Here is a 24025-nt window from a genome sequence, read left to right as displayed (position 1 = left end):
CGCATGCCGGAAGCCAGGGTGATCTCAGCCATCCGGGCGCGACCTGCATCGTAATCCTGCCATCCGCCTGATCGTGCGAAGACGTGACCTCTACTAATGCGGTCGTGGGCGGGCGATAGCGCGCCACTATCCTGGGAGCCATGGCGCGTATCACCGGCACATGGCTCTCCGGAAACCCCGCGGAACCGGGCGACCCGGAAACATCGGGCTACCCCGGCGAGCTGTACGGGCTGCCGCGCGAAGGGGCGGGCTCGCTGGCCGCGACCTGGCGCCGGGTCGTCGCCCTGTTCATCGACTGGTTCATCGCGGTCGGCATCGCCGCGGTGATCACCCGCAGTTTCGTCTCGTCGTCGGTGCCGCTGCTGGTGTGGTTCGTGGTCGGCGTCGCCGCGGTGACGCTGTTCGGGTTCACCCCCGGCCAGTACTTCATGAAACTGCGGGTGATCCGGATCGACGCGCCGGTGGCGGTCGGGTTCGTGCGCGCGCTGGCCAGGCAGGTGCTGCTGGTGTTCGTCGTCCCGGCGCTGTTCACCGACGCCGACGGTCGCGGCATGCACGACCGGGCCACCGGAACCGCACTGGTCAACGCGCGCTGAGCCCGCGCGGACGGCCCGACGCGGCCGTACGCTGTGGCCGTGTCACTGAATCCGGCCTTGCTGGCCGTGCGTTTCCTGCTCGAACTGATCGCCATCGCCTCCTTCGGGGTCTACGGATGGCGCGCCTTCGATTCCCCTTGGCGATATCTGCTCGTCGTCGTGCTGCCGATCGCGGCCGCGGTGCTCTGGGGCACATTCACCCTGCCCGACGATCCGGGCCGTGGCGGCGGTTCGCCGGTGCCGGTCTCGGGTCCGGTGCGGCTGGTCGTCGAATTCGTCGTGCTGTTCGGCGGGGCCGCGGCGCTGTGGGCCGCGGGACTGTCCCGGGCCGCGCTGATCTCGGCGGCGGTGCTCGTCGCGTATCACCTGCTGGCCTACGACCGGGTTCTGTGGCTGCTGACCGGACGGTCGCCGAACTCCTGAAACGGCACGAGCCCGGCACCTGCGATCAGGTGCCGGGCTCGTGGAGGTCGAAGGCTCAGCGGCGACGGATGGCGCGCTGCATGCCCTTCATCTTGGCGCCGGGGGGCATCGGGCCCTTCGGCATGGCCGGGCCGCTGCGCGAACTGAGCGCCGACAGCCTGCCCTCGATCTGGTCGATCCGCTTGACGTCGATATTGCGCGGCAGCTTGGTGAGGAACTTCTGCAGATCCTTGAGCGGGGTCTGGCCTTCCTCGTTGCCGACGACCACTTCGTAGATGGGGGTGTCACCGATCAGACGAGCGGTGCGCTTCTTCTCCTGCGCGATGAGCGACTTCACCCGCTGCGGCGAGCCCTCGGCGACGAAGATCACGCCCGGCAGGCCGATGACGCGGTGCACGGCGTCGAGCTGGGTGGTGGCCGCGACGCCGTTGGCGACCCGCCACTTGCCCTGCAGGTTCTCCAGCACCCACGCGGCAGCACCCGCCTGGCCCTCGGCCTTGCGGTAGACGTTCTTCTGCACGCGACGGCCGAAGATGATGAACGCGAACAGCACACCGAGCAGCAGACCCAGCGGCAGCAGGAACCACTGCATGTCGAAGATCAGACCGACGAGGAAGAAGACCACCGTGGTGCCGACGAGTGCGCCGATCATCAGCGGCAGCAGCGCCTTGTCTTCCTTGCGCTGCATGTTGAACGCCTGCCACAACTGCTGACGCCGTTCGCGTGATGCCTGCTTGCGGGCCGCTTTAGCCGCGGCCCTGGCTTCCTTCGACGGCTTGCCGCCCTTGCCTCCTGCCATGTCTCTCAGCTTAGATGCACCTCCGCCGACCCGTCGGACCGCATGACGCTCCGACACGAATACGGCGATTCGGACGCCTTCGGCGGCGAACCGGGCGAGCACGGGCAAGAATGCCTAGGATGCGCCCGATCACCGACAACCCGGCCAGCTCCCCCGTCACCGACGGCGTCGACGACGAGGTCGCCGAGCGCTTGGCCGCGGCCCTGCGGTGCGTGACGGTCTCGACCGAGGATCCCGCGCACACCGCCGACGCGGAGTTCGTCCGGCTGGCCGAGCACCTCGAGGCCTCGTTCCCGCGGGTGCATGCCGAGCTGACCCTGACCACCTTCGGCCGCAGCAGGCTCTACCGCTGGGACGGCGCCGAGCCCGGACACGCCGCGGCGATCCTGCTGGCCCACCAGGACGTGGTCCCGGTCGACGATCCGCAGCGCTGGACCCACCCTCCGTTCGCCGGTGTCGTCGACGAGGAGTTCATCTGGGGCCGGGGCGCGATCGACGACAAGAGCCGGGTGCTCGCCGTGCTGGAGGCGGTCGAGTGGGCGCTCAGCGCGGGAATCCGCCCGCGGCACACCGTCTATCTGGCCTTCGGTCACGACGAAGAGGTCTTCGGCGACGGCGGCGCGGTCCGGATGGCCGAGCACCTGCGTGCCGAGGAGGTGCGCGCCGATCTGCTGCTCGACGAGGGCGGGGTGATCACCGTCGGCGTCGCCGACGGGGTCGACCGGCCGGTGGCCAGCATCATGCTCGGCGAGAAAGGCTATGCGACGGTGCGGCTTTCGGTCACCGAGACCGGCGGCCACTCGTCGATGCCGGGCAAGCAGACCGCGGTCGGGCGGATCGCGCGCGCCGTCGCGCGGGTGCAGGACCACCCGATGCCGTTGCGGCTGACCCCGGTGATCACCGACATGCTCGCCCGGATGCGGGTCGCCCTGCCCGAACCGCGGCGCAGGCTGCTCGAATTCACCGAGACGCGAGGTCTGTCCACGCTGGCTGGGCCGCTCATCGCGCGGATCCTGGCGGCGGGCCCGACCACGGAAGCCTTGGTCCGCACGACGACGGCCCCGACGGTGATCCGGGGCGGCGTAAAGGCCAATGTGCTGCCGCAGAGCGCCGAGGCGCTGGTGAATTTCCGTATCCTGCCCGGTGATTCGGTGTCGGCGGTGCTCGCGCACTGCCGCCGGGTGATCCGCGATCTCGGCGTGGCGATCGACCTCGTCGGGCCCGCGTCGGAACCGTCGCGGGTCACCGGCCCCGGTCCCGCGTTCGAGCTGATCGCCGAGCTCGCCACCGGCGTGGTCCCCGGCATCGTGACAACCACCGGGATCGTGCCGGGCGCCACCGACTCCCGGCACTACGACGGCCTGGCCGATACCCGCTGCAACTTCGCGCCGATCGTGCTGACCGCGGCCGATCTGGAGCGGATCCACGGAACCGACGAGCGGATCTCCCGGCTCAACTACGCTCGGCTGATCGAGTTCAACCGGCGCCTGCTCGAGCGGCTCGCGGCGGCGCCCGGCCCCGAAGAAGGAGCACAGCGATGACGACGGACACGGGCGAGTTCGCCGGCAAGGGCGGCCGGATCGCCTGGCGCGCATGGGAACCCGAGACCGCACCGCTCGGGGTGGTCGTGCTGGTGCACGGCATCGCCGAGCACTCGGGACGCTACGAGTACGTGGGTGACAAGCTGGCCGCGGCGGGATTCGCGGTGTACGCGCTCGACCACATCGGGCACGGCCTGTCGGAGGGCGCGGCGGCCAATATCGGGTCGATGCACGCCGCCGCCGACAATGTGGCGACGCTGCTGGATCTCGCGGGCGCCGCCCACCCCGGCGTGCCCCGCTTCCTGCTCGGCCATTCGATGGGCAGCCTGGTGGTGCTGCATCTGGCGACCCGCGGGCCGGTCGACGTGGCCGGGATCGTGGTGTCGGCGCCGCCGCTGGACATCCCGCTCGGCAATCCGCTGCAGCGCCTCGCCGCCCCGCTGCTCACCCGGATCGCTCCGAATCTCGGTGTGCTGACCCTGGATTCGTCGACGATCAGCCGTGACCCCGAGGTGGTGCGCGCCTACGACGACGACCCGCTGGTGTTCCGCGGCAAGCTGCCGGCCCGCACCGCGGTGGAGATCCTGCAGCACACCGCGCTGGTGAAGCAGCGTCTCGACGCGCTCACCGCGCCGCTGCTGGTGCTGCACGGCACCGCCGACACCATCGCCGCGCCGTCGAGCTCCGACCTGCTCGAACACGATGCCGCCTCGACCGACGTGACGGTGCTGCGCTATCCGGGACTGTTCCACGAGGTATTCAACGAACCCGAGCGCGATCAGGTCATCGGTGATGTCACCGGATGGCTCTCCCAGCATGTTACCGACGAGTAGCTTATGGCCTAGTAGACTCCGGCCATGGGAACCACGTCTTCCGTCGCTTTCATCCGTGCCAGCTGGCACAGCTCCATCGTCGCCAAGGCCTACGAGGGCTTCCGGGCCGAATTCGCCGACCTGGGTCTCGACCCGGACGCGATCGATGTCTTCGACGTACCCGGCGCCTTCGAAATCCCGCTACACGCCCAGCGCCTGGCCCGCACCGGCCGCTACGACGCGATCGTGGCCGCCGCGCTGGTCGTCGACGGCGGCATCTACCGCCACGACTTCGTCGCCACCGCGGTGATCGACGGCCTGATGCGCGTGCAGCTCGACAACGACGTGCCGGTGTTCTCGGTGGTGCTCACGCCGCACCACTTCCACGAGCACAGCGAGCACGTCGACTACTTCACCACCCACTTCGTGACAAAGGGAGCCGAGGCTGCCCGCGCGGTGGCGAACACCCTCAGCTCTCTGCGGTCACTGCCCTCGGCGCGCTGACCTACTTGAACTGGGTCAGGCAGGCCTGTTCGCCGTCGAGAACGCCGGTGCGGAACGCCTCCAGGCGCTGATAGCCGCTCGGCACCACCTTGCCGTTGACGTCGGCGGCCGCGAGGCCGTCGGCGAGCAGGCCCGACACGGCCTCGTCGAGGTCGCCGGCGGACAGGCGCGGATCACTGCCCGGCTCACTGAGTTTCGTGGTCAGCGCACCGGACAGGCACGCGGTGCGCAAGCCCGCCGACTCGGCGCCGGTCAGTGACAGCTTGCGATCCTGCTGCACCGCGAGGGCGTAGCGGGACACGAACACCACCGCGGCGTTGTAGTCGCCGGTGACCACCGCGGACAGCGGCTCCTCCTTGCCGCTCGCACCCTCGCCCGCACGCTTGGCCATGGCGGGCAGGTCGGTGCCGATGGTGTTGCTGCCAGGGCAGTACGACACCGGTTCGGTCGTGGTGGTCGAGGCGCAGTTGCGGGTGACGCCGGCGTAGTCGAACTTCGGCGCGTTCTTCACCGGCATCGACTTGCCGAGCTGGGCCGCCAGCGAGCTCAGGGTCTCCTGGTTCACCGCCAGCTGCTCATCGCGCTCGCCGTCCTCGAAGGTGACCGGCAGGCCGCCGCGGCGCTTGTCGATCTCGTCCTTGTTGATGCCCTTGCAGGACTTGGCGCCCTCGGTGTAGCCCATCTGCACCGCGGTGACCCGCTCGAACGCCGAACCGTGCACGGCGTCGGGATCATTGGGGTCGCGGTCGCGCACGGCGACGGTCGCGCCGAGCACGCCGTTGAGGCCGTCGGTGGTGTTGAGGGTGAAATGCTTGGAATTGCCCTCGGCGACATGGCGCAGGAAGACGCCGGCCAGGCAGTCGGCCTGCTGCTCCTTCACCAGGGCATCGGTGAGGAAGCCGCGCAGCAGGTCGGCCTGGGACTGGATGGCGTGGCCGTACTCGTGGGCCAGCACCATCACCACCGACATCTCCTTGTACTTGTCGACCAGCAGCGGCAGCAGGACCGCGCGGTCCCAGCCGATGGAGTGGTCGAGCGGGCAGTACGCGGCGTTGACCAGCTTGTAGGTGCTGCTCTTGCAGAACTGCACCGATTCCGACTCCGGCGCCTTCGCCGACCACGAGATGTACTTCGAGGCGGGCTTGAAGTTGCCACGGAAGGTCTTGGAATACTCGGTCTGCCAATACTCTTCGATATCGGCGATGGCGTTGAGCGCGAGCTTGTCGATCTTGCCGTTGTCGCCGTTCTCCGCCTTCTTGTCGGTGTCGGGCACTCCGGGGCGTGATCCGCTGGGCCCGCTGTTCGACGTCGCGCCCGCCACCTCCCACGGGTTGTCCATGGTCGGCACCGCCTGGTCGCTGGCGACAGTTGTTGCCGTGCAACCGGATACGAGCATGCCGACGCTCACAAGTGCCGCGGCCACGGCAATTCCCCATCGATGTCTGATCACCGCTGTTCCTCCCCGGGAATGACGCGGACGCCTAGCGGTCCGCTGTCGAGCGCTCACATGGTAAACGAGATCGGTCAGCTGTCCATCCGCACCGAAGCCAGCACCGCGCGGTGGTCGGTGCCGGGGATGGTGAGCGTGCGAACCTGTTGTGCCACTCCACCTGCGACGAGAACGTGATCGATGCCGATCACCGGTCCCCACCGCCGATCCGCGGGGAAGGTGAGCAGGATGCCGTCGCCGGTCTGGTCGGCCGCCGACGCGAACGGACCGTCGAGCAGGGCGCGGTAGGCCGAATGATCGTGGGTGGCATTGAAATCCGCGCCGACGATCGCGGGCGCGCTGGTGTCGGCGAGGATCTCGTCGACCCGGCGCATCTCCGCCGACCACGCGGCGAAGTCGAGGTTCGGCGGGATCGGGTGGAAGGCGAAGACCGAGATCGGGCCGCGCTGTGGATGGTCCATCGTCGCGGAGATATTGCTCATGATGAAGCCGTCGTATTTCTCGTTGTCGCGCAACGGGTATCGGCTGTAGATGCCGGTGCCACCGCCGCCGGACTGCGCCGGTTCCAGGTAGGCGTAGGGCAGCAGGTCTGCCAAGCCCGCGGCGCGCAGGCGCTCGATCGCGCCGACGGTCAACTCCTCGGTGGTGAGCACGTCGACGTCGTTGTCCCGCACGGCCGCGACCACCGCGGCGGTGTCGGCCTGGCCGAACAGCAGGTTCGACTGCAACACAACCAGTTCCGGCCCAGCGGCCGCGCGGCTCTCCGGAATGTAGGACGGCACCACCAACCACAGCACGCCGACCAGTACCGCCACCCCGGCGACGGCGCTCGGCCAGCTCCGCGCGATCAGCAGCAAGATCAACCCCACGACCGCGCCGAGCATCAACCACATCGCCCCCGAGGCCAGCAACACCATCGACCGCTGCGACCAGTTCCCGACATGCAACACGATCCCGGCCACCGCCGTGATCACTGCGCCCCACCCCAGGACGAGCAAGGCCCGTTCCATCCATTCACGCATCATGCGGTCACCCTATGCAGCCGACATTGCGGCCCACTTATGACGCCCTTGAGATTTCTGTAGGCCATACACTGGCGAGGAAGGAGGCGGCATGTACATCGAGGAATTCACGGCGGCCGGCCCACTCACCGAGGCAGCGGTCGAGGAGCTGATGGCGGTCGCCGGCCGCTACACTTCCACGCTCACCCTTACCGTCGCCGACCGCACCATCCAACTGCCGGTGCTCCCCGTGTGCTGGCCCGAACTCCCGCTCCACGTCGGCACGACGGTCACGGTCGAAGCCGCCCGCGGCTACCGCCCGGTCGACACCGAGGACCGCGCCGCGCTGCGTGACTTCGTCACAACCTTCCAGCGCACGACTGCACCTATCGAGTTGAAGTGATCCCCGCAGCACTCCGGGTAGCATTCTGTCCATGACCGTCCGTGCAAAGATCTGTGGAATCCGCTCGGAAACCGACCTGCGGATCGCCGTGGAGGCAGGTGCTGATGCGGTTGGATTTATTTCCGGCATAACCCATTTCAGCGAGGATGGGCTCGACGCCGACGAGGCACGGCGATTGGCCTCACTTGTTCCGCCGTTCGTCAACAAGGTCCTGGTGACCCATCTCGAGGAAGCGGACGCGATCATCGCTTTGGCGGATCGGATCGGCGTGGACACCATCCAGGTACACGGGCTGGTATCGACCGAGACGCTGCGGAAGGTCACGGCAGCTGCGAACGGGCGCACGGTACTGCGAGCCGTGCATGTCACCGGCGCGGACGCGATACAGGATGCGAAGACAGCTGCCGCCAACTGTGATGCAGTGCTGCTGGATTCACGAACCACAGATCGCCTGGGCGGGACCGGCCGCACTCACGACTGGTCGATCAGTGCCCGAATTGTGGCGGAGTTGTCGTCGCTCGGATGCCCGGTTGTTCTGGCCGGTGGTCTTACGGCAGCAAATGTCGGAGAGGCGATCAGTGCCGTGAACCCGTTCGGGGTCGATGTCAACAGCGGTGTGGAAGATTCCAACGGCGACAAATCGCCACAGGCGTGCGGCAGCTTTGTCGCTAGTGCGCATGCCTGGTCCGTTGCGACCACTGTTCCGTCGCAACAGCACTGAGAACCAGAACGCCTGCGACGAACGCACTGACCGAAACTCGGCCGCTCAGCAGCACGGCACCGAGTATCGACGCTACGACAGCCTCGTTCAATCCGATGATGCTGGCGGTCGTGGCGTCCAAACTCCGCAGCGCAGCCCAGTACAGCGCAAACCCTGGCCCCAGGAACAGCACACCGACCAAGACCATGTGGCCCGCCCCGGCCGACGTCGGTGGATCGACCGCAATGAGGGCGCTGCTGAGCAAGCCGGCGAATATCAACTGAAGCCCCGCTGAAGTCGGGGTCGTTCGGGCGCGCGCTTCCTTCGCCACCGTGCTCACCAGCACGGCCACGCACACTGCGCTGGCCAGAGCGAGCACACATCCGACAATCGTGCGCACCCTGTCCTCGGAGTCCCCCGAACTCGCCGAACTCGCCAGGCAGATGGCAACAGCCACCAGTCCGAGTTCGAGCGTCAACACGACATCACATCGACGTACACCTCTGACCACTTGAATTCCGATAAGCAGCAATGGCGTCGTCAGGTGGAGAGCTACCACGATGGGGAGAGGCCCGATCCGCAACGCAGCGGCGAACAGGATCAGGTTCATTGCTTCCAAGACACCCAGCCGGATGTATAGATATGGGGCATCGGCGAACGTCCGCCATGCGCTGCCGCCAGTCACCAGAGCGAAGCACAGCAATGCCGCGCCACCGCTGAGCGCTGCCAGCGGAACCGCAGTGGGGGCGCCCTCGATGAGCGACATCGACGCGCTGGACATTCCCCACATGCAGGTCGCCGCGAGGAGCAGCATCACCGAACTCACGGTGCCAACTTACGACAGCAGGAAGGTGATCACCGGCAGCACAACTGCGGTGAATCCCGCGAAAACGGGTGCAGCGACACGAGTTCTCGACACCGCAGGGAACCGCGTGATCAGGGCGACCAGTGCACCGATCGCCACCACGAGAGTTCCCCAGACGACCAGCGCGCAGCTCCCCGCCTTCGGCAGGCTGTCGGCCATCCCCACCGCAAGCAAGGCGATACTCAGTCCAGCCGCGGCGCACACTGCGAAGAAGGCCGCACCGGCATGACTGTTGAGCACGACCCTGCGACGGCGAATACCGATGACGCTACGCGCATCACTGTGGTGGGCACCGTCTGTGCGACAGACGATCTCGAAGACCCTGCCCGGGTTGACAGCACCCCCGAGCGCTTGTCGAACCCGGGCCATCGCCTCCACCGCCAACGTCGTCGCGTAGGACGTGACAAATCCTTCTGGCGACGTACGAAATCCGCCGCGCCGGGTATGCATCGGCGTCATCTCTTGGAGATCGAGCAGTTCGGTGAGTGAGCGGCGCATGGCTGGGTCGAACACCGCCGTCGGCTGAGCGCTCGCCACCGCTCCGACAGCGAGGTGCAGGCTGAGATGCCGCCAGGTATCCGCCATCGCGCCACGGCGAAACGGTTCCTCCTCCACGCGATCCTCATCACGCTCCAGCCCGATCATCATCCGATCGACGGCCTGTTCCAGAGCTCGTTTGGTTCGTTTGCCGCCTACCGACACAAACTCTGGCCGCGTCAGAACCGAGGAGATCGACGCCATCGCGTACATGGGCTCGGCCCGAACATCTTCGTTCAGTAGCGATACGGCAAGGAACGACACACCGCGGAGCACACTATCGGCGACTTCTTCGCTGACCGTGGCGACGCCCGCCAACGCTTGCATGGCCGCCGCGGTCGCAGTGATCGAGACCGGGCCGACGCCCGCCGACATCCGCCAGAATCCGTGTCCTGGGCGCCGCACAATTGGGCCACGCACAGGCCGACATCCACATCATCCGGCGTCACGCCCATGATCAGCAACGCCCGCAACCTCCACGCGATATCGATGGGAGCGTCGAACTCCCACGGACCCGAGCCGTGTTGCACACTGCGGCGACGAAGCAATACAGCGACCTCGTCGGCCCTGGGAATCGGGCGATCGACAGCTGCGAAGGCACACACTACTTCCGCGGTGTTCTGAGGATTCGGCGGCACGTCATCGACCCACCCCCAACCGGCACCCCCGTGCCCATCCGACTTCTGATTCTGCTCCAGCCAGTGCACAGCAAGGCGTACGCGCTCATCCAGACCAGACACCGTTCCCCCCGAAACTGTCGGCTAATCAGTGGTCGCCCAATAGCTCCTGGTCGAACGATACGCGAATCCAGACCAGCTGGTGCGCGGATGATCAACGAACCACACATCGACCTGGTCAGCGCTAGAGCGGCAGGCCTGCTTCGATCCAGTTGTAGGCCTGGATCTTTCGGGAGGCGGGGTCGTTGACGACCTGGTTGATGAGGTCGTTGATCTGGTCGGTGGACAGGGGGTAGCCGTAGTGTTCGGCGGCGCCTGCCGAGGCCCAGAGGGAGGCGAACAGGCCGGGGCCGCCGAGGAGGTGGGCCAGGGCGGTGGCGACCTCGTCGACCACATCGATGACGCCGTGGACGAGGGCGATCGCGATGTCCTCGTCGCCGGGGGCGGCGCCGGGGGCCAGTGCGCCGGATTCGACGGCGCGCCGGGCCAGCCACTCGCGGGGGACCAGCGGGGCGGGGCCGATGGCGTCGCCGAGGTAGTAGCGCCACTCCCCCGGGTTGCCCTGGTCGAAGGCGTGGATGTAGAAGGTCCGGGTCAGCGCCCACAGGGCGATGTAGCGCAGGGCGACCTGTTCGGGCTCCAGTACCACGTCGGTGCCCTCGGCCCGGTCGCGCTCGAGCTGGTTCCAGGCGAAGCGGAACCAGACCTGCTCGGAGTTGCCGACCCAGGTGGCGGGCAGGCGGTCGGCCAGTGCGGCGACGTCGGCGGCGGGGCCGTAGAGGCCGGTGTCGCCGGAGACCTCGACGCGCAGGTTGTCGACGTAGCCGCGCAGGGCGTCGACGGAGGTGAACACCGCGTAGCCGAGCTGGGCGAGGCGGGTCAGGTCGGCATTGGCGGGCTCGAACACCAGCACCACCGGCATGCCGACGCCGGGCTGCAGGCCCTCGGGCCAGAAGGCTTCGGCGACAGCGAGTTCGCGGCCGGTCACCGGGTCGGAGACCTCGCTGTCGAGCAGCGGGAAACCGAAACCGTCGGCGATGAGGTCGTCGACGAGCGCGTTCACCTGGTCCACCGCCGGATCGCCGATGGTCACCCCGGCGACGCCGACGGTCAGCAGCGTCGGCCGGTGCAGCGTGCCGGTGCGCAACTGTTCGAGGAAGGCATCGGCGGCCGCGGAGAGCAACTTGCGGCGGGCGCGGAGGAATTCGCGATAGTTCTCGACCCGCCACAGTGCCGGATCGGTCGGAATCCATTGCGAGGCGAGCACTCCCGGATGCCGCCGCTCCACCTCGGCGAGGTAGTCGGCGGGCTCACGCTCACCGAGTTCGGCTTCCGAGTCGGGGCTGAGGAAGCAGAAGTTGGCGATCGCGTTGATCTCGTTGCGCTCGTATCCGGCATCGCGCAGCGTGGTTTTCGGGAACAGGTAGTGCACCTGCACCGGCGAGCGCTCGCCGAACTGCTCGATGCCGAGCTCGGATCCGGTGCCCAGATCGCGCGAACCGTCTACGCGGGTCAGCAGATACAGCAGCGGATAGAACCGCGAACCCCGGGTGGCGCCGGCGAAATCGTCGGCGCACAGGTCGAGTGAGCCGCCGCGCAGCCGCTCCAGCGAGGCGATGAGTCCGTTGATGCCGCCGCGTTCGAGGGTGTCGTAGTCCTGCTGCAGGAACGTCTCCGTGGAGCCGCTGAACCGGCCCCACAGGGCGGAATGGATGTACCAGTACAGGACCCGGTCGCGGTGCAGGTCGTCGTCGAAGCGGCCGCCGTTGAGGAACAGCAGCCTGGTCACCACGGGAATCGCGTAGCGCCCCATGAGGACTCGATCGTGGTCGAGGCCGAGGCGGCCTGCCACGGTGTCGAGGAAGGTGTCGACCTGGATCGCCGTCGTGGCCAGCGCCTGCTCGAACTCCGCGGGCGACAGATCGCCGAGCGCGTCGAAGTGCGCGCGCCCGTTGCCGATGGCGATCACGTTGCGCAGCAACCAGTCCAGGGTGAAGGTGTAGCCGTCCTTGTCCCAGCGGATCAGGTGGTCGCGCAGGTTGCCGCGGGCCTGCGGCCACTGCGCGCACAGCGTCGCGAGCGCCAGGTCGCCCTTGGACAGTTTGGTGCCGCCGGAGTTGACCCGGTTGAAGATGTCGACCACCTCGTCGACGGTGCGATCGGAGCCGGTGATGGTCTCGACATTGAACTCGCGGTGGGTGATCTCGCGCAGCTTGTTCAACCGGTCGAGATAGGCCGCGAGGGTTTCCTGCGGGACGTCGGTGAACCGGGGCAGGTAGTGCACCGGGCCCTGCGCGAACAGCTCGGTGACATCGATCCAGGTCGGCGCGGTGTCGCGGCCGGGGATCTGGAACTCGAAAACCTCACGGTCGACGTCGAAATGGAGTCCGGTGAACGCGACGGCGTCGCCCTCGAAGAACGACGGCGCACGGCCACGCAGGATGCCGTAGAGCGTGGTGATCCGCTGCTGACCGTCGAGCAGCAGCTGCCGCAGTCCCGACCCGCCTGCCCCGCCACGCACGGCGATGTCCTCGGAGCCGGTTTCCCACACCAGGAGTCCGCCGACCGGATACCCGAGATACAGCGACCGCATGAGCCCGCGCACCTGGTCCCTGTTCCACACGTAACCGCGCTGGAATTCGGGCAGCAGCACCGCACCGGAATCGATCTGGTCGAGCAGGGAGGACAGACGTGTCACGGCGGCCTTTCGATCGCGATCCGGTAGCGCAGGCGCTCCATCGTTGCACGGATCGTACCGACAAACACCGACGCGCCAGCGGCCGAACAGGACTCGCGGGTGGATGCCTCGCGTTAGCGCGTATCGGCCACCGCGGCACGGAACGCGTCCGAGGCGTAGAACGGTGCCAGCCTGCGCCGGATCACGGTGTCGAGATAGCCACGCTCGTCGAGCTTTCCGAGTACCGAGGGGCCGAAACGCAGCGCCTCCTCGATCATGTCCGCGCGCCCGATGCCGAGCTCGGCGAGCAGCTCGGCCAGCGGGGTGTCACCGTACTTGTCGAAGACGTGATCGATGCCCTCGTCCAGCAGCGCGTGGAAGTAGTCGGTGTCGCGGAAGGTACGCCAGAACTCGAAGGTGAGGACGACGGCGTCTTCCACATCGTTGGCCGAGACCAGGTCGCGGAAGGAGCCGACCGCGTCGCCGGTGTGTTTGCGCCAGGTCTCGCGGGCCGCGTCCAGCAGGACGTCGTCGGCGTCGTTGCGGTTGCCGCGCAACACGAATCGCGCGCCGGTGCGGGTGAGGCGGCCGACACCGTTCTCGATCACCGGGAGCGCGGGCTCGGCCAGCCGGGCGAGCGCGCCGCGCAGCGACTGCGCCAGCCCGCCGCCGTCGGCGTGCCTGCCCTCGTCGACCGCGGTGACGACCGCGCGCTGCACGGCTTCGACGCAGGCGTCGACGGTGACCGGGCTGTTGAGCACCAGCCGCACCAGCCGGTGCGAGACCTCCATGTCGGCCACGGCCGAGACCAGCTCGTCGAAGCGCCGGTTGTCCACGACGTCGCCGACCGGGATCTCGTCCTGGGCGCGGTGGTTGTACAGCCGGGCGGCGATCTCGCCGACGAGTTCGGGGATCGCGCCCTCGACCGGGATCTGCACCGCGTACTTGTGCGCGACCTCCTTGATCTGCTCGCGCGTGACGGCCTCGGCCAGTGTCAGTTCCTGCGCCTCGGCGAGCAGGCCGTCCACCTCGTCGACGACGAGCTCGAGGAAACCCGCGGGCTGCAGCAGCTGGTCCTTGGTGAACGCGACATGCGCGTCGAGCACCCGCAATGCCAGGTCGACGTGTCCCCCGCGCTCATCGTTGCTCTCACCCATGTCGCCCAGATTGGCATATCGCGCGCCGATCTGTGACCTCGGCGCTCGCGCTCGCGATCCCCCAGCGCCGACACGCCGCGTGTCGCGGCAGACTCCGCCCAGATCACGGTGTGATCAGTCCGTGCGCGCAGTTTGTCGATGAGTATGGCATACTAGGTTGCTGAGACTGGGCTGATCACAGAGATCGCCATGGCTCATCTACGGAAAAGACTTTTAAACACCATGACTCAAGGCACTGTTAAGTGGTTCAACGGCGAGAAGGGCTTCGGCTTCATCGCCCAAGACGGAGGCGGCCCCGACGTCTTCGTTCATTACTCCGCCATCGGCGGCTCGGGCTTCAAGTCCCTCGAAGAGGGTCAGCGGGTGGAGTTCGAGGTCGGCCAGGGCCAGAAGGGCCCGCAGGCTCAGGACGTCCGCGCCATCTGATTCCGGCGTGAACGAGAAAGGCCCCGCACCACTGGTGCGGGGCCTTTCTCATGTCCTTGACTCGGACACAGTCTCATCCCCCGAAGGCCCGCTCGACCACCGCTTTGGCGCGACGGGTGATGCGCATGTAGTTGTCGAGGAACTCGCTGCCGTCGTCGGTGGGCCAGCCCGCGACGCGCGCGACCGCCGACAGCAGCCGGCCCGGACCGGGCAGCTGGTCGGTGGCCTTGCCCTTGACCAGGACGAGGGCATTGCGGGCAGCGGTGGCGGTGATCCACGATTCGCGCAGCAGCGCGACGTCTTCGGGCTCGAGGATGCCCTCGGCCTCGATGACGTCGAGCGATTGCAGGGTCGAGGTGTTGTGCAGGGCGGGCACCTCGTGGGCGTGGCGCAGCTGCAGCAGCTGCACGGTCCATTCGATGTCGGCGAGGCCGCCGCGACCCAGTTTGGTGTGCGTGGCGGGGTTGGCGCCGCGCGGCAGACGCTCGGCGTCGACGCGGGCCTTGATGCGGCGGATCTCGCGGACCGCATCGGCCGACACACCGCCCGCCGGGTACCGGATCGGGTCGATGACGTGCAGGAATCGCACACCCAGGTCCTGGTCGCCCGCCACCTGGTGCGCGCGCAGCAGCGCCTGCACCTCCCACGGCTGGGCCCATTGGTCGTAGTAGGCCTGATAGGCCGCCAGGGTACGGACGAGGGCGCCGTTGCGGCCCTCGGGCCGCAATCCGGCGTCGACCTGCAGCGGCGGATCGGTGCTCGGCGCACCGAGCAGCCGCTGCACCTTCTCGGCGATGCCGACGGCCCATTTCACGGCGGTGGTCTCGTCCTCGCCGGGTCGTGGGTCGCAGACGAACAGCACGTCGGCGTCGGAGCCGTAGCCGAGCTCCATGCCGCCGAGCCTGCCCATGCCGATCACCGCGAGGTCGGCAGGCGCGGGTCCGCCCCGTTCGGCTTCCGACGCCCGGATGACCGCGCTGAGCGAGGCCTCGAGCACCGCCACCCACACCGAGGACAGCGCGGCGCACACCTGCGGCACGTCGAGCATGCCGAGCAGATCGGCCGAGGCGACGCGGGCCAGCTCGTGCCTGCGCAGCGAACGCGCCGCCGCGACAGCGCGATTCGGGTCGTCGTAGCGGGCGGCGGCGGTCTGGATACCGCGGGCCACGTCCTCCGGTTGGGGGACGATCAGCTGCGGGCCGACCGGTCCGTCGGCGTACATGCGAATCGTCTCGGGGGCGTTGATCAGCAGGTCGGGCAGGTACTCCGAAGAGCCGAGCACGATCATCAGGCGCTGGGCGATGGCCCCTTCGTCGCGCAGTTCGCGCAGGAACCAGATCTGGTCGTCGAGCCCTTCGGAGACCCGGCGGTAGGCGAGCAGGCCCGCGTCGGGATTCGGTGTGTCACCGAGCCATTCGAGCAGGGTCGGCAGCAGGAGTGCCTGAATACGGCCCTTGCGCGAGACACCGCCGGTGAGGGCCTTGAGGTGCCCGAGCGCGTTCGCGGGGGCGCCGTAGCCGAGGGCGGCGAGCTGACGGACGGCGGCGTCGGGGCTCAGGCGCAGCGCGTCGGAGTCGAGCCGGGCGACCGACTCGAGCAGCGGGCGGTAGAACAGCTTGGCGTGCAGGCGCCGCACCCGCAGGGAATTGCGGCGGATGTCGGTCTCGAGCACGCCGACCGCGTCCTGGCGGCCGTCCGGGCGGATGTGGGCGGCGCGGGCCAGCCAGCGCATGCCCTCCTCGTCGTCGGCGGCGGGCAGGGTGTGGGTGCGCTTGAGCCGCTGCAACTGCAGCCGGTGTTCGAGCAGTCGCAGGAATTCGTAGGAGGAGTTGAGGTTTGCCGCGTCGTCACGACCGACGTAACCGCCCGCCGCCAGCGCGGTGAGCGCCTCGACGGTGTTGGTGGCGTGCAGCGAGTCGTCGACCCGCCCGTGCACCAATTGCAGGAGCTGCACGGCGAATTCGACATCGCGCAGGCTGCCCGCGCCGAGTTTGAGTTCGCGCTCGCGCAGGTCGGCCGGGACCAGGTCTTCCACCCGGCGGCGCATCGCCTGCACGTCGGCGACGAAGTCGGGACGTTCCGACGCGGTCCACACCATCGGCATCAGCGCGTCGCGGTACTGCTGCCCGAGTTCCAGATCGCCGGTCATCGGCCGGTTCTTCAGCAGCGCCTGGAACTCCCACGTGCGGGCCCAGCGCTTGTAGTAGGCGAGGTGGGAGTCGAGCGTGCGCACCAGCGCGCCCGCCTTGCCCTCGGGACGCAGCGCCGCGTCGACCTCGAAGAAGGCCGAGCTGGCGACGCTCATCAGCTCCGCGGCCAGCCGGGTCGCGGTGGCGTCGGCCGGTTCGGCGACGAACACCACGTCGACATCGCTGACGTAGTTCAGTTCGCGCGCACCGCATTTGCCCATCGCGATCACCGCCAGGCGCACCGGCACCGGGCCGTTCTTGCACACCCGCGCGACGGCGACCGACAGCGCCGCGGTGAGCGCGGCGTCGGCCAGATCCGACAGGTGCCTGCCGACCACCTGATACGGCGGCACCGGCTCGTTCTCGACGGTAGAGGCCAGATCGAACGCCGCCAGCAGCATCAGCTGATCGCGATACCGGCTGCGCAGCAACGCGATCGCCTCCGGACCGGCGATCCCGGCCCGGAACAGCATCGGCCCGGCATTGGGCCCGGTCTCGGGTTTCGCCTCGACCACGTCGAGCAGGTCGGCGATCAGGTCGTCGCGTTCGGGAATCCGGTTCTCGCGCAGGATCTTCCACGCGGCGGGCGCCGCGACGAGATGATCGCCGAACGCCGTCGACGAGCCGAGCAGCCCGAACAGTTTGCCGCGCAGTGTGGTGTCGGAGCGGATCGCCGAATCCAGTTCGGCCCAGTCGTTTCCGAGCGAATCCCGCAGCCGCACGAGGGTCGACAGCGCCAGATCGGCATCGGGGGAACGCGACAACGCCCAGAGCACGGGCACGCCGTCGACGTTGTCCCAGCCGAGCTGGTGCAGGGAATCCGCCGCGGTGGGCTCGAGCAAGCCGAGCCGGCCGACGCCGGGAACAGCGGAGCGGGCAGTCGGTGGCCGAACCATGTCCTAAAAGTACAGGGTCCTGGCATCGACTGCGTCACGCCCGGCGCGCCGGACGTGTGTCACAGGCTGAGGTATTCCTCGAGCTCCCACGGCGTCACCTGGCTGCGGTAATCGGCCCATTCCCGGCGCTTGTTGCGCAGGAAGAAGTCGAAGACGTGCTCACCGAGCGTCTCGGCGACCAGCTCCGAACGCTCCATCGCCTGCAGCGCCTCGTCGAGCGTGCCGGGCAGCGAACGGAAGCCCATGGCGCGACGCTCGGCGTCGGTCAGCGCCCACACGTCGTCCTCGGCCTCGGGCGGCAGCGTGTAGCCCTTCTCGATACCGCGCAGACCGGCCGCGAGCAGCACCGCGAAGGTCAGGTACGGGTTGCAGGCCGAATCAGGGCTGCGGATCTCGACGCGCCGCGACGAGGACTTGTTCGGCGTGTACATCGGCACACGCACCAGCGCGGAACGGTTGGACCGGCCCCAGGAGGCCGCCGTCGGCGCCTCGCCGCCGTGGATGAGGCGCTTGTAGGAGTTCACCCACTGGTTGCTGATGGCGCTGATCTCGGGGGCGTGCTCGAGGATGCCCGCGATGAACGAGCGCGCCGTCGAGGACAGATTCTCCGGGTCGTCGGCGTCGGCGAAGGCGTTGGACTCGCCCTCGAACAGGCTCATGTGGGTGTGCATGGCCGAGCCGGGGTACTGGGCGAACGGCTTGGGCATGAACGTGGCGCGCACGCCCTCGTCGATCGCGACCTCCTTGATGAGGTAGCGGAAGGTCATCACGTTGTCGGCCATCGACAGCGCGTCGGCGTAGCGCAGGTCGATCTCCTGCTGGCCGGGGGCGCCCTCGTGGTGGCTGAACTCCACCGAGATGCCCATCGACTCGAGCGCGTCGATGGCGTGGCGGCGGAAGTTCGGGGCCGAGTCGTGCACGGCCTGATCGAAGAAGCCGCCGTTGTCGGCGGGCACCGGCACGCCGTTCTTCAGGCCGTTCTCCAGCAGGAAGAACTCGATCTCGGGGTGCACGTAGCAGCTGAAGCCCACGTCGGCGGCCTTGTTGAGCTGACGCCGCAGCACATGGCGCGGGTCGGCCCAGGACGGCGAGCCGTCGGGCATGGTGATGTCGCAGAACATGCGGGCGGAGTGCTGGTGGCCCTTGGACGTGGCCCAGGGCAGCACCTGGAAGGTCGACGGATCGGGCCGCGCGACCATGTCCGCCTCGGACACGCGCGCGAAGCCTTCGATGGCCGAACCGTCGAAGCCGATGCCCTCTTCGAAAGCGCCCTCGAGCTCGGCGGGTGCGATGGCGACGGACTTCAGGTAGCCCAGCACGTCGGTGAACCAGAGACGGACGAAGCGGATGTCCCGCTCTTCGAGCGTCCGCAGCACGAATTCCTTCTGGCGATCCATACCGGCGAGCGTAAGCACCTGGCGTTAAATCCGTGTTACATACACGCTCGCGTTTGCGATCTCGTCACATCCTTCGCACATCTCACCCCTCCTGACGGGGCGACGTGCGCTGCGGTACCGACTCAGCAGGTGAGTCCGGGGCCGGGCGCGGCGAGGTCGACCAGGTAATCGATCACCGCGTCGTCGAGGCAGCGGTCGCCCACCACCAGGGCAGCCGTGTGCCGATTACCGCGGAAGGTGATCAGGTCGGCGCCCAGCTGCGCGGCCAGGTCGACACCGGCCTGGTACGGCGTCGCCGGGTCGTCGGTGGTGGAGACGACGATCGTGGTGGGCAGGCCCGGCGCCGACACCAGGTGGGGCGTGCTGGTGTTGGGCACCGGCCACGCGGCGCACAGTTCGAGCGGGGCGGCGCCGGTGCCCTTGCCGTCGTCGAGGAAGGGCGCGGCCTTGCGGTACTCGGTGTCCTGGCGGGCGGTGACCGCGGGATCGGTGATCCGGGGGTCGTCGACGCAGCGGATGGCGTTGAAGGCGTCCTGGATGTTGGCGTAGGTGCCGTCCTCGCGGCGGCCGTCGTACATGTCGGCCAGCTGGAGCAGGGTGTCGCCGCGCCCGTCGCGCAGTTCGGTCAGGCCCTGGGTGAGGATATTCCACAGGTCGTCGGAGTAGAGGGCCTGCTGGACGCCGGTGATCCCGTCGCCGTAGCTGAGCCCGCGCGGGTCGGTGGTCGCGGCGGGCGTGGTCTCCAGCGGGGCGACCAGTGCGCGGAACCGGGCCACCGACTGTGCCGGATCGGTACCGAGGGGGCAGTCGACGTGCTGCGCGCAGTCGGCGGCGTAGGCGTTGAACACGCCCTGGAAGCCGGCGGCCTGGCGCAGCGATTCCTGCACCGGGTCCTGGGCGGAGTCCACCGCGCCGTCGAGCACGAGGGCGCGCACGTTCTGCGGGTACTTCTCGGCGTAGGCCGAGCCGAGCCGGGTGCCGTAGGAGTAGCCGAGGTAGCTCAGCTTCGGATCGCCGAGCACCGCGCGCATCACGTCCATGTCCTGGATGACCTCGCGGGTGCCGACATGGGTGAGCAGCTCGGTGCCGCTGCGCTGGGCACAGCGGTCGGCGTATTCCCGGTTGTCGGCCTCGGCCTCGGCGATGCCCGCCGGGGTGTTGTCGGTCGGCGGCTCCGCGCGTTCGGCGTCGGCCTGCTGCGGGGTCAGGCAGACGATCGCGGGCAGCGACGAACCGACACCGCGCGGATCGAAACCGACCCGATCGAACCTGTCGGACAGTTCGGTGCGGTTGCCGACCGTGACCATCGACAGCCCGGAGACGCCGGGACCGCCCGGATTCATCAGCAGCGAGCCGATCTTGTCGCCGGTGGCCGGAATCCGCGACATCGCGATCTGGGCGGTCGGACCGTCCGGGCGGGCGTAGTCGACGGGCACGGTGATCCGCGCGCATTCGGTCTTGGGCGGCAGCCGATCCTCGGGGCTGCCGAAGCCCTCGCACGAACCCCAGTCCAGGGGCTGCTCGTAGAACTTCGCCAGGCCTTCGGGCGGGGGCGGCAGCTCGGCGCGGGGCGCGCTGGTCTCGGCGCTGGTGCACCCCGAGACGATCAGCGCGCACAGAGCGCCGACGAGCACGACAAGCCTGCCACGCTGCACGGTGGGCCCACCTTTCCGCGCCGCACGGCGCACAACCCGATGCGCCCGAATGGGCTCACCCTCACGGTAGCCGAACCACCGCTGTGACCGATCACACCGGCATCGGCCCTTAAACCGGCTCGACCCGAGGTGGCACACTGGATTCGTCAGAAAAACCCGGGGACCCGGTACGGGCCTCGAGGAACCAGACGAAAGGGACGATGATGTCCGTATCCGATGAGCAGACCCCTGCCTACGGTGCCGCTCCCGCCGAAGCCAAGCCCCGCCGCAAGACCCGCGTCCAGCATCTGCAGCAGATGAAGGCCGACGGCGAGCGCTGGTCGATGCTGACGGCCTACGACTACTCCTCCGCGCGCCTTTTCGAGGAAGCGGGCATTCCGGTCCTGCTCGTCGGTGATTCCGCCGCCAACGTGGTGTACGGCTACGACACCACCGTGCCGATCACCATCGACGAACTGATCCCGCTGGTGCGCGGTGTCGTCCGTGGCGCGCCGCACGCGCTGGTCGTCGCCGACTTGCCGTTCGGCACCTACGAGTCCTCGCCGCAGCAGGCGCTGGCGACCGCCACCCGTTTCATGAAGGAGGGCGGCGCGCACGCGGTCAAGCTCGAGGGCGGCGAACGGGTCGCCGAGCAGATCGCGCTGATCACCGCGGCGGGTATTCCGGTGATGGCACACATCGGCTTCACCCCGCAGAGCGTCAACACCCTCGGCGGATTCCGGGTGCAGGGCCGCGGCGACGGCGCCGAGCAGCTCGTCGCCGATGCGATCGCCGTGCAGGAAGCGGGCGCGTTCTCCGTCGTCATGGAGATGGTGCCTGCCGAGCTGGCGGGCCAGGTCACCCACAAGCTGACCATCCCGACCGTCGGCATCGGCGCGGGCGCCGACTGCGACGCGCAGGTGCTGGTCTGGCAGGACATGGCCGGCTACACCAGCGGCAAGACCGCCAAGTTCGTCAAGCGCTTCGGCAATGTCGGCGACGAGCTGCGTTCGGCCGCAGCCGCATACGCCGACGAGGTCCGCCGGGGTACCTTCCCCGGCCCCGAGCACAGCTTCTGAGTTTCTGGAGCACTGGCGCGCTCGAGGTCGCGGCCCCTTGTGTCCCGCCGGTCAGGCACCGTTGCTTGCTCCTTCGTCGCCTACGCAACGGCACCTGACCGGCGGGACGGCCGCGACGGCCGCTGCGCGGCCTGCCCCTCCTCGAGGTCGGGGCGTGCGGGGCCGGCTGATGCGGTTCGCGGCCGCCTCGGGGTTCGGCGGAGAGTTGTCAACGGTGGCAGACTCGATTGCGACATAGTCGACACGAGTAGAGGTATCGATGCCGCATCGCCGCTGGAAGGTCCGTCCCGTGCTCCCTGCGCGCACCGGGGCGACGACCGCGCTCGACATGCCGGATCTCGCTGCGGGATGGGCATTCTGATGCGCGAGCTGTACCCGCAGATCGAGCCGTTCGAGCACGGCCTGCTCGAGGTCGGCGACGGCCAGTCGGTGTACTGGGAGGTCAGCGGCAATCCCGACGGCAAGCCGGTGGTGTTCGTGCACGGCGGGCCCGGCGGTGGCACCGGTCCGCTGCAGCGGCGGTTCTTCGATCCCGCGGTGTACCGGATCGTGCTGTTCGATCAGCGCGGCTGCGGGCAGTCGGTGCCCCACATCGCCGACGGCGCGAGCCTGGACGTCAACACCACGCCGCACCTGATCGCCGACATGGAGCTGCTGCGCGCGCACCTCGGTATCGAACGCTGGCAGGTGTTCGGCGGCTCGTGGGGATCCACCCTCGGCCTCGCCTACGCCCAGGCCCATCCCGAGCGGGTGACCGAGCTGGTGCTGCGCGGGATCTTCCTGTTGCGGCGCAAGGAGATCGACTGGTACTACAACGGCGCCGCGGGCAACGTGTACCCGGCCGAATGGTCGAAATTCCTGGCCCCGGTGCCCGCCGAGGAGCGCGCCGACGACCTGGTCGAGGTGTATCACCGGCTGCTGCACTCCCCCGATCCGCAGGTGGCCCTGGATGCCGCCGTGGCGTGGTCGACGTGGGAAGGCGCGACGAGTTCGCTACTGCCGCAACCGGATCGGGTCGCCGAGACCGGCGAGGCGCGCTTCGCGCTGGCCTTCGCCCGGATCGAAAACCACTATTTCCGGCACGGCGGATTCCTCGACGAGGGACAGTTGCTGCGTGACCTCGATCGGATCGCCCACATCCCCGGCGTGATCGTGCAGGGCCGCCACGACATCGTGTGCCCCGCGGTGAGCGCGTGGGATCTGCACAACGCGTGGCCGTCGTCGACCCTGCACATCGTCGAGGACGCGGGGCACACCGCCCACGAGCCCGGCATCACGCACCACCTGGTCGAGGCGACCGACGCATTCGGGAAACGAGGCTGAATCATGGCGCCCAAGGCCGGAAAAGCCGTCGTCGCGGCACTGCGCGAGGACATCGACCGGCTGCTGGCCGCCGAGCCCGACGTGCGCGCCGACGCCGACGACTCGGTCCACCAGATGCGGGTGGCCACCCGCAGGCTGCGCAGTGTCCTCCGCTCCTACCGCGACCTGTTCGATGCCGAGGCCGCCGCCGAGACGGGGTCCGAGCTGAAGTGGCTGGCCGATCTACTCGGCGTCGCCCGCGACGCCGAGGTCCGCGCCGAGCGCTTCTCGGACCTGCTGGCGAACTACGACAAGGTCCCCGCCGAGGTCACCGAGGCGCTGGTCGGCGCCTCCAACACCGCCTACACCGACGCCCACGCCGAGGTGCTGACCGAACTCGACGGCTCCCGCTACCGCAGACTGTCCGAGGTCCTGACCACCTGGCGCACCGATCCCCCGCTGGTCAAGGCGCTCGCCAAGGAAGACTCGGCGACCGTGTTCGACCACGTCGTGCGCCGCGACCGCAGGCGCCTCCGCAAGATGGTCTTCGCCGAACCCACCGCCACCCCCGACGACCGCGTGGAAATCCTGCACGATATCCGCAAGGGCGCCAAGCGCTTACGCTATTCCTGTGAAGCGGCAGGCGAGGTCCTGGGCGACAACGCCACCGACCTCGGCAAACGCGCCAAACGCCTCCAAACCGTCCTCGGCGACCACCGCGACGCCGTCGAATCCCGCGAAGCCATCCTCGCTGCGGCTACCACCCCTGGCCCCAATGCCACCCTCTACGAACTCCTCGCCGACTCCGAGGAAGCCGCCGCGGGCCGAGCGCTGGCCAGTTACCCCGCCGCCGCCGCTTTCGTCTCGGTCCCCGATTAGCCCTGGCCCCCAGGGGCTTTCGCCGTGGCTTCGCTCGGGCTGTCCTGCGACGCACGGACAGCACGGTCGAAGAGAGACCAG

21 protein-coding genes are annotated in these 24025 nt (G+C 68.6%); 11 read left to right on the top strand and 10 right to left on the bottom strand.

What is annotated here, in order from left to right; all coding sequences use genetic code 11:
* The first annotated feature begins 140 nt into the window (after positions 1 to 140).
* Together ACFVAV_RS30070 and ACFVAV_RS30065 are read left to right on the top strand one after the other, a co-directional pair.
* Positions 141 to 596: an RDD family protein gene (locus tag ACFVAV_RS30070; RefSeq protein ID WP_379038950.1), complete on the top strand. Its 456-nt coding sequence runs from the start codon at positions 141 to 143 to the stop codon at positions 594 to 596.
* 39 nt (positions 597 to 635) lie between these two features.
* On the top strand, positions 636 to 1019 hold the full coding sequence (locus ACFVAV_RS30065; RefSeq protein WP_379038949.1) for a YrdB family protein: 384 nt from the start codon (positions 636 to 638) through the stop codon (positions 1017 to 1019).
* A 55-nt stretch (positions 1020 to 1074) separates the two neighbouring features.
* On the opposite strand, the gene ACFVAV_RS30060 is transcribed toward ACFVAV_RS30065, so the two are convergent.
* A complete protein-coding gene (locus tag ACFVAV_RS30060) occupies positions 1075 to 1818 on the bottom strand; it encodes a DUF4191 domain-containing protein (RefSeq protein WP_379038948.1) in 744 nt (247 codons plus the stop codon).
* A 119-nt stretch (positions 1819 to 1937) separates the two neighbouring features.
* On the opposite strand from ACFVAV_RS30060, the gene ACFVAV_RS30055 reads away from it, so the two are divergent.
* From ACFVAV_RS30055 to ACFVAV_RS30045, 3 genes are read left to right on the top strand one after another with little or no spacing between them, the layout of a single operon-like run.
* On the top strand, positions 1938 to 3359 hold the full coding sequence (locus ACFVAV_RS30055; protein ID WP_379038947.1) for a M20/M25/M40 family metallo-hydrolase: 1422 nt from the start codon (positions 1938 to 1940) through the stop codon (positions 3357 to 3359).
* Positions 3356 to 4192, top strand: a complete 837-nt coding sequence (locus tag ACFVAV_RS30050) for an alpha/beta hydrolase (protein WP_379038946.1) — start codon at positions 3356 to 3358, stop codon at positions 4190 to 4192. Before ACFVAV_RS30055 ends, ACFVAV_RS30050 begins: the two co-directional genes overlap by 4 nt.
* Positions 4193 to 4216: 24 nt before the next feature.
* Positions 4217 to 4675 carry a 6,7-dimethyl-8-ribityllumazine synthase gene (locus tag ACFVAV_RS30045; RefSeq protein WP_379038945.1) on the top strand — a complete coding sequence of 153 codons (459 nt, stop codon included), beginning with the start codon at positions 4217 to 4219 and terminating at the stop codon, positions 4673 to 4675.
* 1 nt (position 4676) lies between these two features.
* Here the strand turns inward: ACFVAV_RS30045 and ACFVAV_RS30040 are convergent, their stop codons facing one another.
* A complete protein-coding gene (locus ACFVAV_RS30040; protein WP_379038944.1) occupies positions 4677 to 6125 on the bottom strand; it encodes a metallopeptidase in 1449 nt (482 codons plus the stop codon).
* 74 nt (positions 6126 to 6199) lie between these two features.
* Complete coding sequence (locus ACFVAV_RS30035; protein WP_379038943.1) at positions 6200 to 7150, bottom strand: endonuclease/exonuclease/phosphatase family protein; 951 nt, start codon at positions 7148 to 7150, stop codon at positions 6200 to 6202.
* An 88-nt stretch (positions 7151 to 7238) separates the two neighbouring features.
* On the opposite strand from ACFVAV_RS30035, the gene ACFVAV_RS30030 reads away from it, so the two are divergent.
* Positions 7239 to 7529, top strand: a complete 291-nt coding sequence (locus tag ACFVAV_RS30030; protein ID WP_379038942.1) for a hypothetical protein — start codon at positions 7239 to 7241, stop codon at positions 7527 to 7529.
* Positions 7530 to 7560: 31 nt separating this feature from the next.
* Complete coding sequence (locus ACFVAV_RS30025; RefSeq protein ID WP_379038941.1) at positions 7561 to 8250, top strand: phosphoribosylanthranilate isomerase; 690 nt, start codon at positions 7561 to 7563, stop codon at positions 8248 to 8250.
* Here the strand turns inward: ACFVAV_RS30025 and ACFVAV_RS30020 are convergent.
* The 4 genes from ACFVAV_RS30020 to ACFVAV_RS30005 form a co-directional block, all read right to left on the bottom strand.
* Positions 8198 to 9055 carry a DMT family transporter gene (locus ACFVAV_RS30020; RefSeq protein WP_379038940.1) on the bottom strand — a complete coding sequence of 286 codons (858 nt, stop codon included), beginning with the start codon at positions 9053 to 9055 and terminating at the stop codon, positions 8198 to 8200. The genes ACFVAV_RS30025 and ACFVAV_RS30020 overlap by 53 nt on opposite strands.
* Positions 9056 to 9064: 9 nt before the next feature.
* On the bottom strand, positions 9065 to 10006 hold the full coding sequence (locus ACFVAV_RS30015) for a hypothetical protein (protein WP_379038939.1): 942 nt from the start codon (positions 10004 to 10006) through the stop codon (positions 9065 to 9067).
* Positions 10007 to 10492: 486 nt separating this feature from the next.
* Positions 10493 to 13006 carry a DUF262 domain-containing protein gene (locus ACFVAV_RS30010; RefSeq protein WP_379038938.1) on the bottom strand — a complete coding sequence of 838 codons (2514 nt, stop codon included), beginning with the start codon at positions 13004 to 13006 and terminating at the stop codon, positions 10493 to 10495.
* A gap of 113 nt (positions 13007 to 13119) precedes the next feature.
* A complete protein-coding gene (locus ACFVAV_RS30005) occupies positions 13120 to 14142 on the bottom strand; it encodes a hypothetical protein (RefSeq protein WP_379038937.1) in 1023 nt (340 codons plus the stop codon).
* 222 nt (positions 14143 to 14364) lie between these two features.
* Here ACFVAV_RS30005 and ACFVAV_RS30000 point away from each other — a divergent pair, with 222 nt between their 5' ends.
* Positions 14365 to 14568: a cold-shock protein gene (locus ACFVAV_RS30000; RefSeq protein ID WP_056821080.1), complete on the top strand. Its 204-nt coding sequence runs from the start codon at positions 14365 to 14367 to the stop codon at positions 14566 to 14568.
* A 73-nt stretch (positions 14569 to 14641) separates the two neighbouring features.
* Here ACFVAV_RS30000 and ACFVAV_RS29995 read toward each other — a convergent pair whose 3' ends face one another.
* The 3 genes from ACFVAV_RS29995 to ACFVAV_RS29985 all read right to left on the bottom strand — a co-directional run bounded on the left by ACFVAV_RS29995 (position 14642) and on the right by ACFVAV_RS29985 (position 20705).
* Positions 14642 to 17653 carry a bifunctional [glutamine synthetase] adenylyltransferase/[glutamine synthetase]-adenylyl-L-tyrosine phosphorylase gene (locus ACFVAV_RS29995; RefSeq protein ID WP_379038936.1) on the bottom strand — a complete coding sequence of 1004 codons (3012 nt, stop codon included), beginning with the start codon at positions 17651 to 17653 and terminating at the stop codon, positions 14642 to 14644.
* 59 nt (positions 17654 to 17712) lie between these two features.
* The gene (gene glnA / locus ACFVAV_RS29990; RefSeq protein WP_379038935.1) at positions 17713 to 19050 is read right to left on the bottom strand and encodes a type I glutamate--ammonia ligase; all 1338 of its coding nucleotides are present in this window, start codon (positions 19048 to 19050) and stop codon (positions 17713 to 17715) included.
* A 122-nt stretch (positions 19051 to 19172) separates the two neighbouring features.
* Positions 19173 to 20705 carry an alpha/beta hydrolase gene (locus ACFVAV_RS29985; RefSeq protein ID WP_379038934.1) on the bottom strand — a complete coding sequence of 511 codons (1533 nt, stop codon included), beginning with the start codon at positions 20703 to 20705 and terminating at the stop codon, positions 19173 to 19175.
* A gap of 203 nt (positions 20706 to 20908) precedes the next feature.
* On the opposite strand from ACFVAV_RS29985, the gene panB reads away from it, so the two are divergent.
* From panB to ACFVAV_RS29970, 3 genes are all read left to right on the top strand, one after another.
* Positions 20909 to 21763 (top strand): 3-methyl-2-oxobutanoate hydroxymethyltransferase, encoded by an 855-nt coding sequence (panB, locus tag ACFVAV_RS29980; RefSeq protein WP_379038933.1) that lies wholly within the window; start codon positions 20909 to 20911, stop codon positions 21761 to 21763.
* 360 nt (positions 21764 to 22123) lie between these two features.
* The gene (pip, locus tag ACFVAV_RS29975; protein ID WP_379038977.1) at positions 22124 to 23086 is read left to right on the top strand and encodes a prolyl aminopeptidase; all 963 of its coding nucleotides are present in this window, start codon (positions 22124 to 22126) and stop codon (positions 23084 to 23086) included.
* Positions 23087 to 23089: 3 nt separating this feature from the next.
* Positions 23090 to 23944 carry a CHAD domain-containing protein gene (locus ACFVAV_RS29970; RefSeq protein ID WP_379038932.1) on the top strand — a complete coding sequence of 285 codons (855 nt, stop codon included), beginning with the start codon at positions 23090 to 23092 and terminating at the stop codon, positions 23942 to 23944.
* Positions 23945 to 24025 lie beyond the last annotated feature (81 nt).

The organism is Nocardia sp. NPDC057663 (genome assembly GCF_042799895.1).
In the GTDB taxonomy this organism is placed as follows: Bacteria; Actinomycetota; Actinomycetes; order Mycobacteriales; family Mycobacteriaceae; genus Nocardia.
This window is presented reverse-complemented; position numbering and strand designations above follow the sequence as displayed.

Bases quoted from the DNA above. Each gene is read 5' to 3' on its own strand.
- pip (WP_379038977.1), top strand. From the start codon at position 22,124: ATGCGCGAGCTGTACCCGCAGATCGAGCCGTTCGAGCACGGCCTGCTC.
- ACFVAV_RS30025 (WP_379038941.1), top strand. From the start codon at position 7,561: ATGACCGTCCGTGCAAAGATCTGTGGAATCCGCTCGGAAACCGACCTG.
- ACFVAV_RS30070 (WP_379038950.1), top strand. From the start codon at position 141: ATGGCGCGTATCACCGGCACATGGCTCTCCGGAAACCCCGCGGAACCG.
- ACFVAV_RS30055 (WP_379038947.1), top strand. From the start codon at position 1,938: ATGCGCCCGATCACCGACAACCCGGCCAGCTCCCCCGTCACCGACGGC.
- ACFVAV_RS29970 (WP_379038932.1), top strand. From the start codon at position 23,090: ATGGCGCCCAAGGCCGGAAAAGCCGTCGTCGCGGCACTGCGCGAGGAC.
- glnA (WP_379038935.1), bottom strand. From the start codon at position 19,050: ATGGATCGCCAGAAGGAATTCGTGCTGCGGACGCTCGAAGAGCGGGAC.
- ACFVAV_RS30030 (WP_379038942.1), top strand. From the start codon at position 7,239: ATGTACATCGAGGAATTCACGGCGGCCGGCCCACTCACCGAGGCAGCG.
- ACFVAV_RS30005 (WP_379038937.1), bottom strand. From the start codon at position 14,142: ATGGGTGAGAGCAACGATGAGCGCGGGGGACACGTCGACCTGGCATTG.
- ACFVAV_RS30015 (WP_379038939.1), bottom strand. From the start codon at position 10,006: ATGTCGGCGGGCGTCGGCCCGGTCTCGATCACTGCGACCGCGGCGGCC.
- ACFVAV_RS30060 (WP_379038948.1), bottom strand. From the start codon at position 1,818: ATGGCAGGAGGCAAGGGCGGCAAGCCGTCGAAGGAAGCCAGGGCCGCG.
- panB (WP_379038933.1), top strand. From the start codon at position 20,909: ATGTCCGTATCCGATGAGCAGACCCCTGCCTACGGTGCCGCTCCCGCC.
- ACFVAV_RS29995 (WP_379038936.1), bottom strand. From the start codon at position 17,653: ATGGTTCGGCCACCGACTGCCCGCTCCGCTGTTCCCGGCGTCGGCCGG.
- ACFVAV_RS30050 (WP_379038946.1), top strand. From the start codon at position 3,356: ATGACGACGGACACGGGCGAGTTCGCCGGCAAGGGCGGCCGGATCGCC.
- ACFVAV_RS30035 (WP_379038943.1), bottom strand. From the start codon at position 7,150: ATGATGCGTGAATGGATGGAACGGGCCTTGCTCGTCCTGGGGTGGGGC.
- ACFVAV_RS30045 (WP_379038945.1), top strand. From the start codon at position 4,217: ATGGGAACCACGTCTTCCGTCGCTTTCATCCGTGCCAGCTGGCACAGC.
- ACFVAV_RS30000 (WP_056821080.1), top strand. From the start codon at position 14,365: ATGACTCAAGGCACTGTTAAGTGGTTCAACGGCGAGAAGGGCTTCGGC.